The organism is Bradyrhizobium sp. MI1.3, from assembly GCF_055811695.1.
The window spans coordinates 66,349-79,929 of sequence record NZ_JBVVPQ010000035.1; the positions used below are offsets into that span (position 1 = coordinate 66,349).

Genomic DNA, 13,581 nt, shown 5'->3' on the forward strand with positions numbered 1-13,581 from the left:
CGCAAGGCAGGCAGGCCTGACTTGCATGAAGGCGCGCAATCATTAAATTGGGGCGCGAAATCAAGCCTTTCCGCCGATATCGAGCCCACCTCAGAAGATTGCGCCCGCATGAGCTACGTCGAAGCCTCCGATACCTCCCTGCGCAAGACCGGACAGATCAAGCTGCATGGGCCAAGCGCCTTTGCCGGCATGCGCAAGGCGGGCGCGCTGGTGGCGAAGTGTCTCGACGAGCTCACCGACATCGTCGGGCCCGGCGTTCCGACCGAGCGCATCGACCAGTTCGTCCGCGACTTCGCCTTCAGCAACAATGCCTATCCGGCGACGCTGATGTATCGCGGCTACCGCTATTCGACCTGCACCTCGCTCAACCACGTGGTCTGCCACGGCATGCCCGGCGACCGTCCGCTGAAAGAGGGCGACATCGTCAACATCGACGTCACCTTCATCGTCGACGGCTGGTACGGCGATTCCAGCCGGATGTATGCGGTCGGCCCGATCGCGCGCAAGGCCGAGCGGCTGATCGAGGTGACCTATGAGGCGATGATGCGCGGCATCGCGGCGGTGAAGCCCGGCGCCACCACCGGCGACATCGGCCACGCCATCCAGAGTTTCGTCGAACCGCAGGCCATGAGCGTGGTGCGCGATTTCTGCGGCCATGGCCTCGGGCGCATGTTCCACGACGAGCCGAACATCATTCATATCGGCCGGCCCGGCGAAGGCGTGCAGCTCAAGCCCGGCATGTTCTTCACCATCGAGCCGATGATCAATCTCGGCAAGCCGCATGTGAAGATCCTCTCCGACGGCTGGACTGCCGTGACCCGCGACCGCTCACTGTCGGCGCAGTTCGAGCATTCGGTCGGCGTCACCGCCACCGGCGTCGAGATCTTCACGCTGTCGGAGCGGCACGGCGAGAAGCAGATCGGGTGATCCCACCGCGCGCCTATCGCGGCCGTCGGAACGACGACGGTCGCCGCTTGTAGGTCGCGGCAAAGGCATCGTTGAATCTGCGAACGCTGCCGAAGCCTGCGGCGAAGGCGATCTCCGCCAATGTCATGCTGGTGTGGTCGATCAGGCGCTTGGCTTCCTGCACGCGCCGCGTCGCCGCGATCTCGCTCGGGCTCGCCCCGGCGTGGCGCATGAACAGGCGGAGCAGATGGCGCGGCCCGACGCCAAGGGCTTCTGCAAGCTCCGCCATGGATGCACGATCCAGGAAACCTTCATTGATCAGGCGCATCCCGCGCGCAACGGTGCTCGCCGTTCCCATCCAGGCCGGCGACCCCGGCGCGGTTTCCGGCCGGCAGCGCAGACACGGGCGAAAGCCGGCACGTTCGGCGGCGGCGGCGGTCGGATAGAAGGTGACGTTCTCCGAGCGCGCGGGGCGAACCGGGCAGACCGGCCGGCAGTAGATCCGCGTCGAGCGAACACCCGAAAAGAACAGGCCGTCGAATGCGCGCGCACGCGCGAGGCGCGCGCGATCGCAAGTGTCCCAGTCGAGATGCGGTGGCAGCGTCTGCCGATGTACCGAACCTGTCGCCATTGCGCGACAATAATGCCCGCGCTGCACGCCGAGTAGCCGAAATCGGACTCGGTCGGGCGATGAGGTCCGAATCCAGCCAGCCTGCGCCGCCGCGCCGCATCATGGTCCCGGTCCATCCCGGAGCAGATTCGCATGAGCCCGCAGGCGCAACACACGACAGAACAAACCACTCTCGCGCTCGATATCGGGCTTCTGCTGCTGCTCTCGCTGATCTGGGGCAGCTCGTTCACGCTGATCAAGGTCGCGGTCCCGACGATCCCGCCCTTCACGATGGTCGCCGCGCGTGTGACGATCGCGGCCATTCTCCTGATTGCGGTCGCCTGCGCGCAGGGACACGCCCTTCCCGGTCGAGGATCGGCATGGGCGGCTTTCTTCGTGCAAGGGCTGCTGCAAAGCGCCTTGCCGTTCACCCTGATCAGCTGGGGCGAGATGCATATCGCAAGCGGTCTCGCCGGTGTGCTCAATGCGACCCCGCCGATGTTCGTGCTCGCGATCGCGTTGATGACCGGGCCGGGGCGGCAAGCCATGAGTAGCCGGAAGATCATCGGCATCGCGCTCGGGCTTGCGGGCGTCGCGGTGACCATGGGTGCCGACGCGCTCTCGGGGATCGGCACGACGGCACCGCTGGCGCAGGCGGCCGTGCTGTGCGCGAGCCTCTGCTACGCGCTCGCACCGATATGGGGACAACGCTTCTCGGGCCTGCCCGCAATCGTCACCGCGGCCGGCGCCATGAGTTGCGCCGCAGCGCTGATGCTGCCCGCGGCCACCGCCATCGAACGGCCCTGGACCCTCCCGCCACCGCCCGCGAGCGCGATCGCAGCGGTCATCACGCTCGCGATTGTCTGTACGGCCCTTGCGATGGTGATCTACTTCCGCTTGATCCGCATGCTCGGCCCGCTTGGCACGACCAGTGGGAGCTACCTGCGTGCGGGCTTTGCCGTGGCGCTCGGCACCGTATGGCTCGGCGAGCACTTCACCTGGTCCAGCCTTGCCGGCATGGCGCTCATTCTTGTCGGCGTCGTGGCGATTACGGTGTCCCCGCCGGCGCACAGCGCCAAGAAGCCGATAGGCTGAGCCACCATCTTCTGGGTCAGCTGTCGGGACCAGCGCGCCGCAGGCGCAATTGACGGTTGCAAAAACGATTACCCGCAGCAATGCTGGCGGCCGATGCCCGCCAAGACCGACCATGACAAGAGCAAGCCGGAGCACGCGCCGCCGCACTATCTCGGCCATCGCGAACGGCTGCGCGAGCGCTTCTACAGCGCGGGTGCGGACGCGCTCAGCGACTACGAGCTGCTGGAGATGGCGCTGTTTCCGGCACTGCCGCGGCGTGACACCAAGCCGCTGGCGAAGTCGCTGATCAAGACCTTTGGCTCGTTTGCCGAGGTCGTGCACGCGCCGGTGTCGCGCCTGCGCGAGGTGGACGGCGTCGGCGAATCCGCGATCCACCAGCTCAAGCTGCTCGCGGCGGCGGCGCACCGCGTCGCCAAGGGCGGGGTCAACAGCCGCAACGCGCTGTCGTCCTGGAACGAGGTGATCGACTATTGCCGCACCAGCATGGCGTTTGCCGAGAAGGAGCAGTTTCGCCTGCTGTTCCTCGACAAGCGCAACCAGCTCATCGCCGACGAGGTGCAGCAGACCGGCACCGTCGATCACACCCCGGTCTATCCGCGCGAGGTGATCAAGCGCGCGTTGGAATTATCCGCGACCGCGCTGATCCTGGTGCACAACCACCCCTCAGGCGATCCCTCGCCCTCGCAGGCCGACATCCAGATGACCAAGGCGATCATCGACATCGCCAAGCCGCTCGGCATCGCCGTCCACGACCACATCATCGTGGGCAAGAGCGGGCATGCGAGTTTGCGCGGGATGCGGTTGATCTAGTAACAATATCGCGGATCGACCGGGACATAGGAGCCGTCCCGGCGCTGCATGTAGCAGCCGCGCTGATAGGCGTAATAGCCGGAGCGGCGGCGTTCGCCCTCGGAGGCGATCGCGGCGCCCGTGCCGGCACCGACGACAGCGCCGATGGCGGCTCCGCGGCCTCCGCCGATGGCGCCACCCACGATCGCTCCACCGACGCCGCCGAGGATGGCACCGCCAATTGCGTCCTGCGCCGCCGCCTCATGAGCCGGCATCGCGATTACGACCGCCAGACATGCCGCGATAGCGAAACTTCCAATGCGAAGACCTCGAAGCATGCTCGCCCTCCCCTGTGGTCAGACGAGTCATAGCGCCGCAACCGGATTCGGACCAGAAAAATCACCATGCCGGGACCCGGCACGTCTCGCGATGGCGTCGGAGGCTCGGCTCGAAGGCGGCTCAGGCCATGCCGCGTGCGCCGCGCGGCCGGATGCTTCATCTCATGCATCGACCCAGCGCTGCACGGCCTCGGCGGTGTCGGCCGGCGTGGTGTTGAAGCAGATCGCCGCATCCGGCGCCAGGCGGTGGACGAGGTTGAGCACCTTCTCGAACAGCAGCAGGCGCTCCTTCGGCTCGCGCAGCCCCGCGCCGATCACGATGCAGTCGAAATTCTCCTCGCGCAACGCCGCCGTGACGGCGGCTTCCGCCGCGGCATCGAGATCGATCAGGCAACTCGTGACCTCGTAACCGAGATCGCGCAGGCGCAGCAGCTGCGCATCGATATAGTTGCGCACGAGCTCCGGCGTGAGCTGCGGGAATGCGCTGTAGTCCGCATTGCCGGGTTCGATGCCGATCGCGAGGACGCGCGTGGTCATGCAGGGCTCCTTGGCCGGACTGTCTCGCGTCGCTAACGGGGCAGCGGCCCTGCCGGTTCCCTCGCGGGCGGCCGCCCTGATCCCGGTCCTGCCGCTCATTTTCCCGGCGAGGTTGTAACCCACTTCACACGCGGCGCCGCGGCGGCCTGCCAGACTTGCGGGAGATCACGCTGGCCTCACGCCCTGATCACGGCACCCGGTTCACTTCGTCTGACGCGGAGTTGCGATAGTTCATTCATTGTGGGAGCGGAAAATGATTTCATTCGAGAGTTTGAAAAGCGAATACGAGCGCAATTGGTCCAATCTCGAGATCCGGCCTTCGCGCCTGTCCGACGCGAATGCGGTCGCGCGCAAGGCCATCAACGGCAAGGCGACCTATCAGCAGATCGAACGGTTGACCGGCGTCCCCTGGCATTTCGCTGCCCTCTGCCATTACCGCGAGTCCAATTTCGATTTCGACACCTATCTCGGCAACGGCGAAACGCTTCATCGCGTGACGGCGCTCGTTCCGAAGGGGCGCGGTCCGTTTGCCACGTTCGTGGACGGCGCCGTAGACGCCTTCAGGATCGAGAATTTCGTCGGCGCTCACGACTGGGGGATCGCGCGGATTCTGTTCCGGCTCGAAGCGTTCAACGGCTTCGGCTATCACGCCAAGGGCTGCAATTCGCCCTATCTCTATGGCGGTTCGACGCTGTATGGCCCGCCCGAGGCAAGGGCCGGCAAATTCGTTCGCGATCACGTGTTCGATTCGAACCACGTCGATTCCCAGCTCGGCACCGCGGTAATCCTGCATGCCATGATGTCGCTGGATTCCTCGATCACCCTCGACGACAGCCCGCAATTCGCGAGCCGCGCGGAGCCGGAAGACGACGCGGCGTCGACGATCGTTCTCATGCAGCAGGCGCTCAACAAGCTCGGCGCCAATCCGCCGCTCGCCGAGGACGGCATCAGCGGACCGAAGACCAGAACCGCGGTCTCGCAATTTCAGCAGCAGAACGGCCTGAGAGATACCGGACTTCTCGACGGCGCCACGGTCGCCGCCCTCACGCGCGCGACGCAGTCGGCCCCCACCGGACCGACCGGCGATGTGTCCCGGATCATGAAGCGGCTCGAGGACCTCGCGCAATTGCTGCGGCCGCCGGTCGGCGGTGTGACGCCGGCAACGACTACATCGGGCAATACACTGCCCGCCACCAATGATCCGATCAGCCTGTTCGAACGGCTCTTCTCCCTCGTCAACAAGACAGCCCCCATGCCAGGCCCCCTCACCCCGACCAGCACCGCTCCCGTCGACCAGTTGAAGCAGGTCGTCGACCTGCTCGGCACCTTGCTCAACCGGGACGGCAAGCCTGTCCTCGGCCAGGTCAATGGCGCGCTCGGCGATACCATCGGCAAGATGCTCGACGGCAAGAAGACTGCGCTCGGCATCGGCGGCTCGCTGATCACGGCGCTGCTCTCGTCGGTGACGGCGAGCCCCAACGCGGGAGGCATTGCCGGGTTGCTCGGGACGCTCGTGTCGGCGGTGCCGGGCCTCGGCCAGTTCGCGATGCCGATCTCGCTGGCGCTCACGGCCTGGGGCATACTCGGCAAGATGGAGAAGTGGGCCCAAGGCACCGCGCCGCCGCCCAGGCCGACGACCTAGAGACACTGGTCGCGCAGCGCCGCGGCGCGACGCTGCATCAGCGAGCGCTCACGCCCATTGGTCGCAAGATTCGCGGCAGCCTCGAACGCCAGCAGCGCCTCTGCGAGATGCCCGAGCTTTTGCAGGAAGTCGCCGCGAACCGCCGGCAGATGATGATAGGCCGTCAGCGCCGGCTCGACGGCGATTGCGTCCAGCACGTCGAGCCCGGCTTGCGGTCCCTCCGCCATGCCGACCGCGACCGCGCGATTGAGCTCGATGACCGGCGAGCGCACCAGAAGCGCCAACGCGGCATAGAGCTGCGCGATGCGCCGCCAGTCCGTGCCTGCAGCAGAATCCGCCGCCGTGGCATGACACGCCGCGATTGCGGCCTGAAGCGCGTAAAATCCTCCGGCGCCGCCGAGCTCGCAGGCACGTTCGAGCGACCGCAGGCCGTGACGAATCTGCAATTGATCCCAGAGCGTGCGATCCTGGTCCATCAGCAGAATGGGATCACCATTCGCATCGGTGCGCGCACGCGCACGCGAAGCATTCAGGTCCATCAGGGCGATGAGGCCGTGAACTTCCGGCTCGTCCGGCGCCAGACCGACGAGCACCCGGCCCATGCGCAACGCCTCGTCACAGAGCTGCGGCCGCAACCATTCCTCTCCCCGCGCCGCGAGATAGCCCTCGTTGAAGATCAGATAGACAACCTCCAGCACCGAGGCGAGACGCTCCGACAGAGCTTCGCCGCTCGGGGTTTCGTAGGCGAGGCCGGATTCCGACAGCGTTCGCTTGGCGCGGACGATGCGCTGCGAGATCGTTGCTTCCGGCACGAGGTAGGCGCGCGCAATCTCCGATGTGGTCAAGCCGCAGATCATGCGTAGCGCCAGCGCCGCGCGGGCTTCGCGCGACAGGATCGGATGACAGGCCGTGAAGATCAGCCGCAACAATTCGTCGCCGATGTCGTCGTCGAGCGCGGCATCGAAATCCGGCACGGTCGCCTGCTCCTGCAACATGTCCCGCGCCAGCATGTCGTGCTTCTCCGCGAGCATCTTGCCGCGGCGCAAATGATCAAGCGCGCGGCGCCTGGCAGCGGTCATGAGCCAGGCGCCGGGATTTTCGGGCACGCCGACGATGGGCCAGGATTCCAGAGCCGCAACCAGCGCGTCCTGGGTCAGCTCTTCCGCCAGCGGCACGTCGCGCAGCATCCGCGACAGCGTGGCTATCAGCCGCGGCTGCACGACGCGCCAAGTGGCGCGGATGACACGATCGATGTCGGTGTCGGCGGCCGTCATCGCCGCCGAAGGAGACGAGCGGAGTTGTCCATCAGGCGTTGGCGGCGACCCCTGCACGCGCGTTGACCTCACAGGCCACGTCCACGCCCGGCGTCGCGAATGCCCGCAATTCGCAGGTGCCTTCCCAGCCCGGCATGTGGTCGAGGTGCAACTGCATGAATTCCTTGGCCATCGCCAGGGCCTCGTCCTTGTCGCGCAATTCGAAAATGGCATAGCCGCCGATCACCTCCTTGGCCTCCACGAACGGGCCGTCGATGACGCTGAGCTCGCCGTCAGCGACATACACCCGCGCGCCGGTCGCAAGCGGCATCAGGCCGCCATTATCGAGCATCCGGCCGGCCTTGATCTCCCGTTCGGAAATCCTTTGCATCGCCTCCGCCAGCGCCGGGGACGGCCCTGCCAGGGGCTTCGGGGAAGTAACGATGTACATGAAGCGCATGCAAAACTCCTGTTGAGGCGAGACGCGGCCAGTTCGGCCGCGAAATCAGCTCGCTATTGGGATGACGATCCAGCCGGCGCCGGATCGACATCAGCAACGGGAAAATTGCGAGGCCGGGCGAACGCTACTGGCGCAGCATGATCAGGGGATCGGCGGTATCGGGGACGCGCCGCCATTGCGCGTTGTCGTCGGCCTCGAACTGCCAGGCCTCACCGGCCTTCGACAGCAGGATGATCTGGCCGCGGTCGAGCCGCCATTGCGTCGGGTTGAACTGCGCGATCGCCGCATCGCATTTCGGCTTGAGGAAGACCTGGAAATTGTCCGGCCCGGCTTCCGTGTTGGTCAGCGTCAGCCCGCAGACCGGCTGGCCGTTGCCGCGCACGATCGACCAGTCGCCGATCATCTGGTCCATCGACTTTGCCATCGAGCGGGCGGCGGCAAGGTCCTGCAGGATGTAGACGCCCTCGCCCTGCCGCAGGCCCTCGAAGATGCCGGCCTCGACCTCGGTGAAGTCGATCACGGCTTCACCACTCGAATCCTGCAAGCGGACGATGTCGAGACCCCTGACGCTCCAGGCGACGATGTCCTTGGTGAAAGGCAGCGCGGCCTTGCAGGCCGGCTCCAGCTCGAGCTTGAAGCCTTGAGCGGCGGCGTCCGCCTTGAGCGTGACGACGCAGGTCTTGCTGCGCTCAGTGGTCGAGAGCTCCCACTGCCCGGGCATCTCCTTCTTCAGGGTCGTTGTATCCTGCGCCTGCGCGATGCCGATCGCGGCAACGCATGCCGCGATCACAGATGCTAGGACCCGAAGACCTCCCATCAGCGTCCCCTAAACGGCGTTTCCGCAACCGGCGTCAATGGCGCCTTGCCTGAGAACCAGGACTTGAGATTGTCGACCACGAGCTGATCCATCGCGTTGCGCGTCACCACCGAGGCCGAGCCGATATGCGGCAGCAGCACGACGTTCTGCATGGTCTTGAGCTCGTCCGGCACGTTCGGCTCGGCCGCGAACACATCGAGACCGGCGGCAAGGATGGTGCCGGACTTGAGCGCCTGGACCAGCGCCGGTTCGTCGATCACCGAGCCGCGCGCGACGTTGACCAGCACACCGCGCGGGCCGAGCGCCTTCAGCACCTCGGCATTGATCATCTTGTTCGTGCTGGCGCCACCGGGCACGATCACCATCAGCGTGTCCACGGCCTTCGCCATCTCGATCAGGTCCGGGTAGTGCTTGTAGGAGACGTCCTTGGACGGATTGCGGGTGTGATAGACCACCGGCACCAGCGAGGCATCGAGCCGGCGTGCGATCGCCTGTCCGATCCGGCCCATGCCGACGATGCCGACCTTGCGATCGCGCAGCGAGCCGACGCTGAGTGGATAGTTCTGGGTCTGCCAGAGACCCGAGCGCACATAACGGTCGGCCTTGATGAACTCACGCACCGTGGAGATCAGAAGGCCCATCGCGACGTCGGCGACCTCCTCGGTCAGCACATCGGGCGTATTGGTGACGATGATGTTGTGCTCGGCGGCGTATTTGGCATCGACGTGGTCGTAGCCGACGCCGAAGCTTGCCACCATCTCGATCTTGGGCAATTGCGACAGCGAATCCCTGTCGGCGCGCACGGTGTGATAGGTCACCGCCACGCCGCGGATCTTTTCGCGGATTGCCGGCGTCAGCCGCTCGAGATCGCCCCGCGTCTCCGCCTTGTGCACGACGAAATGATCGGAAAACCCGTTCTCGAGGATCGGCCGGACCGGCCCATAAATCAGGAGGTCGATCTTTTCGGACGAAATCGAACCGGTGGTCATCAGTTGTCCTTTCCAAGCGCGCTCTCGTGCCAGCGCCGTAAAACGAGGTGGGAAACTAGCGCCAGCACCCCATAGATGACAATCCCGGCCAGCGACAACAGCAGCAGCGCTGCGAACATGCGGGGTATGTTCAAGCGGTAGCCGGATTCTGCGATCCTGTAGGCGAGCCCGGAGCCGGCCCCGGCCGTTCCCGCCGCGATCTCGGCCACGACCGCGCCGATCAGCGACAGGCCGCCGGCAATGCGCAGGCCGCCGAGAATATAAGGCAGCGCCGCCGGCAGCTTGAGAAAGCGCAGGGTCTGCTGCGGCGAGGCGCCATAGAGCTGGAACAGGCCCGCGAGGTTGCGATCGACCGAATTGAGCCCGAGCGTGGTGTTCGACAGCACCGGGAAAAAGGCGACGATGAAGGCGCAGACCACGACCGCGGTCTGCTGCTCCAGATAGATCAGCAGCAGCGGCGCGATCGCGATGACAGGCGTGACCTGAAGCACCACGGCATAGGGGAACAGCGATGCTTCCACCCATTTGGACTGGTTGAACAGCAGCGCCAGCGCGATGCCGCCGATACTGGCCGCGACAAAACCTTCAAGCGTGGTCAGCAGCGTCGCGGCGAGCGATTGTGACAGCACCGACCAATCCTTGATCAGTGTCACGAATATGACGGAGGGCGCCGGTAGCACGTAAGGCGGGATGTCCTTGATGCGGACCACGAGCTCCCAGGCGAGAAGTCCCGCCGCGAACACGATGACCGGCAGCACGAAGCGCACCGCGCGTTTTGCGCCGGACGGCTTCGCAGTGACGGAAGCTTGCGCGTTCATAGCGTCGACTGCCCTGCATAGGACGGCGCCAGCGCCGCCGACACTTTCCGGCAATAATCGGAATAGGCGACTGAAGTGCGAAACTCCTCGCCACGCGGCTCGACCGTCTCGATGCGGAAGTCGGCCTGGATGCGGCCCGGCCGCGCCGTCATGACCACCACGCGCTGCGACAGATAGACGGATTCGAACACCGAATGCGTGACGAAGATGACGGTCTTGCCGAGCCTGCGCCACAGCGCGAGCAGATCGTCGTTGAGGCGGAAGCGCGTGATTTCGTCGAGCGCCGCGAACGGCTCGTCCATCAGGAGGATGTCTGGGTCGGTGACGAGCGCGCGCGCCAGCGACACCCGCATCTTCATGCCGCCGGAGAGCTCGCGCGGAAAGGCGTCGGCGAAATCGGCAAGCCCGACGCTTGCCAGCGCCTCGTCGGCACGCGCGCGCGCTTCCGCCTTCGGAACGCCTGCGAGCTTCAGCGGCAATCGCACGTTCTCGCGCACGCTGGTCCAGGGCATCAGGGTCGGTTCCTGAAACACGAAGCCGATGCCATGACCTGGTTGAACAAGACTTGGCTGCACCTTGCCCTCGCGACGCGCCAGCCTCACGATTCCGGACGACGGCGCGCTGAGCTCGGCAATCAACCGCAGCGCGGTGGATTTGCCGCAGCCTGAGGGGCCCAGCAGCGAGATGAACTCGCCCTTGCGCACCGCAAGATCGAGCGGGCCGAGCGCCAGCACGCCGTTGTCATAGGTCTTCGTCACGCCGCGCAGGCTGACAGCCAGGGCCGTCAGGCCGGCCTCGACCCCCGCCGACGTTTGGACTGATGACATCGGCCTTGCGCTACGGCTTGCTCGGGCGCAGCTCGGCGCCGACGCCCTTGTTGACGAAGCGCAGCGTATAGGATTTGCGGAAATCGAGGTCTGCCTTTACGACGCCTGCCTTCACCATCTTGTTGAAGAAGGAGGTGTAGCGCTCGTCGCTCATCGCGCCGATGCCGTTCTTCAGCGAATCGCCGGAATCGACGATGCCGTATTCCTTCATCTTGGCGACAGAATAGGCGAGCAGCTCGTCGGTCATTTCCGGATTGAGCTTCTTGATCATGGCGTTACCCGCGGAATTGTCGCGGTAGATGTAATTGTACCAGCCGACCATGGAGGCATCGACGAAGCGCTGCACCAGGTCAGGCTTCTTCTCGACCACGTCGCGGCGGCTCTCGATCAGGGTCGAATAGGTGTTGAAGCCGTAATCGGCGAGCAGCAACACGTTGGGCTTGAAGCCGGCGGCCTTCTCGACCGCGAAGGGCTCGGAGGTGACGTAGCCCTGCATCGCGCTCTTGGGATTGGCGATGAAGGGCTGCGGATTGAAATTGTAGGGGCGAACGTTCTTCTCGCTGAAACCGTATTCGGATTTGAGCCACTGGAAATAGCTGGTCATGCCTTCCTTGGAGACGAACAGCGTCAGCGGCTTGAGGTCCTCGATCTTGGTGACCTTGGCATCGGGTTGCGTCAGCATCACCTGCGGATCCTTCTGGAACACCGCGGCGATCGTCACGACCGGGACGTTGTTGGCGACCGCGTCGAACGACATCAGCGTGTTCGCGGCCATGAAGAAATCGATCTTGCCGGCGATCAGGAGCATCCGGTTGTTTTCGTTGGGACCACCGGGAACGATGGTGACGTCGAGCCCATATTTCTTGTAGGTGCCGTCGGCGACGGCCTGGAAAAAGCCGCCATGCTCGGCCTCGGCGACCCAATTGGTGCCGAAGGTGACCTTGTCCAGGGTCTCGGCGCGCGTCGGGACCACCGAGACGAAAGCGGCCATCAGACCCGCCGTTAAGGCTCGCCGCAGATGAGAGGGGCTCATGATGGGACTCCGTCGATCGCTTCTAGCCGATGTCCAAGCAACGCGATAAAACCGCAAGACATTCAGGGACGCGAGCCGGCCTGGCCCGCGTCCCCTGATACCCCAAATTACGCGACAAATTCGGGCAAAGAAACCTTGATGACGCCTTCCCGCGACTGGACCGAGATCCGCTGGGCCGATGCCAGCCCCGCCGAGGTGTCGCGCTGGATCGCAGTGCTGCCGCTGGCGGCGACCGAGCAGCACGGCCCGCATCTGCCGCTCGAGACCGACGTGCTGATCGCCGACACCTATCTCGCGCGGGTGCGCGAGCTGCTGCCCGAGAGCGCTCCGGCCAGTTTCCTGCCCGTTGAACCGATCGGGATTTCCACCGAGCATATCGACTATCCGGGCACGCAGACGCTGCCGACCGACATCGCGTTGAAAAAATGGACCGCGATTGGCGAAGATGTCGCGCGTCGCGGATTGAAGAAGCTCGTCATCATCACCAGCCATGGCGGCAACAGCGCGGCCATGATGCTGATCGCGCAGGATCTTCGCGCGCATCAGAAGCTGTTCGTGGTGACGACGTCGTGGTCGCGGTTGTCGGGCGCGGACAGCCTGTTCCCGGCCGACGAAGTGCGCCACGGCATTCATGGCGGCGCGGTCGAGACCTCAATCATGCTTGCGCGCTATCCCGATCAGGTACGCGGTGATGCGATCGCGGATTTTCCCGCGAGCAGCATCGCGATGGAGCAGCAATATCGCTGGCTGTCGACGCAGCGACCCGCACCATTCGCCTGGCAGGCGCAGGATCTCAACCCAAGCGGCGCGGTCGGCAATGCGACGCTGGCCGTGGCCGCGAAGGGCGAGCAACTGATCGACCAGGGCGCCCGCGCTTTTTGCGAGCTGCTTGCCGAGGTCGATAACTTCGACGTGAACAGGCTCGCCGAAGGCCCGCTCGGTTAGCGCTTATCCTGCTGGAATCATTCGGGAAAGTTTCAAAGTCGATCTCCGCTTTTGCCGGTTTCGAACCGGACGCGCGGAGCCTCCGTCCAACTCGGTACGCGGGCCACAACGGACCGCCTCAACCCGGATGGAGTTTCACATGTCGATCAAGACCAAGATTTTCGCAGTTGCCCTCACCGCGCTCACCCTGACCGGCAGCGTCGTCGCCACCACCTCGCAGGCGCAAGCCAAGCCGCTCGGCTGGGGCGTCGGCGTCGGCCTGGGCATCGCCACCGCCGCCGTCGTCGGCTCCGCGATCGCCGCCAGCAACGACCCCTATTACAACGGCTATCATCGCTGCGGCTGGGCCGCCCAGTACAACGCCTACGGCCAGTACGTTGGCCGCGTTCGTACCTGCTTCTGATTTGAGTCCCTGAGGCCGATCTCACGTGGATCCCGCGTCCGACACGGGCGCCTCATCCACCCCGTGTCGTGCCCCCGACCCCCCCCCGGTGTCCCCCCCCCGCGCCCCCCCCCCGCGCG

Annotated in this window: 16 protein-coding genes; 6 read left to right on the forward strand and 10 right to left on the reverse strand. The window is 65.3% G+C overall.

Translation table 11 applies throughout. The features are described 5' to 3' along the window. The first annotated feature begins 108 nt into the window (after positions 1–108). The gene (gene map, locus AC0L3A_RS24345) at positions 109–927 is read left to right on the forward strand and encodes a type I methionyl aminopeptidase (protein ID WP_007597786.1); all 819 of its coding nucleotides are present in this window, start codon (positions 109–111) and stop codon (positions 925–927) included. Between the two features lie 13 nt (positions 928–940). Here the strand turns inward: map and AC0L3A_RS24350 are convergent, their stop codons facing one another. Next, a complete protein-coding gene (locus AC0L3A_RS24350; RefSeq protein WP_354126989.1) occupies positions 941–1,537 on the reverse strand; it encodes a bifunctional transcriptional activator/DNA repair enzyme AdaA in 597 nt (198 codons plus the stop codon). A 132-nt stretch (positions 1,538–1,669) separates the two neighbouring features. Here AC0L3A_RS24350 and AC0L3A_RS24355 point away from each other — a divergent pair, with 132 nt between their 5' ends. Both AC0L3A_RS24355 and radC read left to right on the forward strand, forming a co-directional pair. Continuing rightward, positions 1,670–2,611: a DMT family transporter gene (locus tag AC0L3A_RS24355; protein WP_354126990.1), complete on the forward strand. Its 942-nt coding sequence runs from the start codon at positions 1,670–1,672 to the stop codon at positions 2,609–2,611. A 93-nt stretch (positions 2,612–2,704) separates the two neighbouring features. Beyond that, positions 2,705–3,421, forward strand: a complete 717-nt coding sequence (radC, locus tag AC0L3A_RS24360; RefSeq protein ID WP_354126991.1) for a RadC family protein — start codon at positions 2,705–2,707, stop codon at positions 3,419–3,421. Here the strand turns inward: radC and AC0L3A_RS24365 are convergent. Further along, positions 3,418–3,738, reverse strand: a complete 321-nt coding sequence (locus AC0L3A_RS24365; protein ID WP_007597793.1) for a glycine zipper domain-containing protein — start codon at positions 3,736–3,738, stop codon at positions 3,418–3,420. The two genes, radC and AC0L3A_RS24365, sit on opposite strands and share 4 nt — an antisense overlap. A 162-nt stretch (positions 3,739–3,900) precedes the next feature. Further along, the gene (locus AC0L3A_RS24370; protein ID WP_219679124.1) at positions 3,901–4,275 is read right to left on the reverse strand and encodes a hypothetical protein; all 375 of its coding nucleotides are present in this window, start codon (positions 4,273–4,275) and stop codon (positions 3,901–3,903) included. Between the two features lie 253 nt (positions 4,276–4,528). Here AC0L3A_RS24370 and AC0L3A_RS24375 point away from each other — a divergent pair, with 253 nt between their 5' ends. Beyond that, entirely contained in the window at positions 4,529–5,917 is a 1,389-nt protein-coding gene (locus AC0L3A_RS24375) for a peptidoglycan-binding protein (RefSeq protein ID WP_007597795.1), read from the forward strand. On the opposite strand, the gene AC0L3A_RS24380 is transcribed toward AC0L3A_RS24375, so the two are convergent. The 7 genes from AC0L3A_RS24380 to AC0L3A_RS24410 all read right to left on the reverse strand — a co-directional run bounded on the left by AC0L3A_RS24380 (position 5,914) and on the right by AC0L3A_RS24410 (position 12,114). Continuing rightward, positions 5,914–7,191 (reverse strand): RNA polymerase sigma factor, encoded by a 1,278-nt coding sequence (locus AC0L3A_RS24380; protein ID WP_007597796.1) that lies wholly within the window; start codon positions 7,189–7,191, stop codon positions 5,914–5,916. The two genes, AC0L3A_RS24375 and AC0L3A_RS24380, sit on opposite strands and share 4 nt — an antisense overlap. Positions 7,192–7,222: 31 nt before the next feature. Continuing rightward, a complete protein-coding gene (locus tag AC0L3A_RS24385) occupies positions 7,223–7,630 on the reverse strand; it encodes a YciI family protein (protein WP_354126993.1) in 408 nt (135 codons plus the stop codon). A 124-nt stretch (positions 7,631–7,754) separates the two neighbouring features. Then, the gene (locus AC0L3A_RS24390) at positions 7,755–8,447 is read right to left on the reverse strand and encodes an AprI/Inh family metalloprotease inhibitor (protein WP_007597798.1); all 693 of its coding nucleotides are present in this window, start codon (positions 8,445–8,447) and stop codon (positions 7,755–7,757) included. Then, positions 8,447–9,436: a 2-hydroxyacid dehydrogenase gene (locus tag AC0L3A_RS24395; protein ID WP_007597799.1), complete on the reverse strand. Its 990-nt coding sequence runs from the start codon at positions 9,434–9,436 to the stop codon at positions 8,447–8,449. The genes AC0L3A_RS24390 and AC0L3A_RS24395 overlap by 1 nt, the downstream gene beginning before the upstream one ends. Next, complete coding sequence (locus AC0L3A_RS24400) at positions 9,436–10,254, reverse strand: ABC transporter permease (RefSeq protein ID WP_007597800.1); 819 nt, start codon at positions 10,252–10,254, stop codon at positions 9,436–9,438. Before AC0L3A_RS24400 ends, AC0L3A_RS24395 begins: the two co-directional genes overlap by 1 nt. Next, entirely contained in the window at positions 10,251–11,081 is an 831-nt protein-coding gene (locus AC0L3A_RS24405) for an ABC transporter ATP-binding protein (protein WP_007597804.1), read from the reverse strand. Before AC0L3A_RS24405 ends, AC0L3A_RS24400 begins: the two co-directional genes overlap by 4 nt. Positions 11,082–11,091: 10 nt before the next feature. After that, positions 11,092–12,114 (reverse strand): ABC transporter substrate-binding protein, encoded by a 1,023-nt coding sequence (locus AC0L3A_RS24410; RefSeq protein ID WP_354126994.1) that lies wholly within the window; start codon positions 12,112–12,114, stop codon positions 11,092–11,094. Positions 12,115–12,252: 138 nt separating this feature from the next. Here AC0L3A_RS24410 and AC0L3A_RS24415 point away from each other — a divergent pair, with 138 nt between their 5' ends. Together AC0L3A_RS24415 and AC0L3A_RS24420 are read left to right on the forward strand one after the other, a co-directional pair. Then, positions 12,253–13,059 carry a creatininase family protein gene (locus AC0L3A_RS24415; protein WP_007597807.1) on the forward strand — a complete coding sequence of 269 codons (807 nt, stop codon included), beginning with the start codon at positions 12,253–12,255 and terminating at the stop codon, positions 13,057–13,059. Between the two features lie 139 nt (positions 13,060–13,198). Then, the gene (locus AC0L3A_RS24420; protein ID WP_354126995.1) at positions 13,199–13,462 is read left to right on the forward strand and encodes a hypothetical protein; all 264 of its coding nucleotides are present in this window, start codon (positions 13,199–13,201) and stop codon (positions 13,460–13,462) included. The last annotated feature ends 119 nt before the right edge of the window (positions 13,463–13,581 follow it).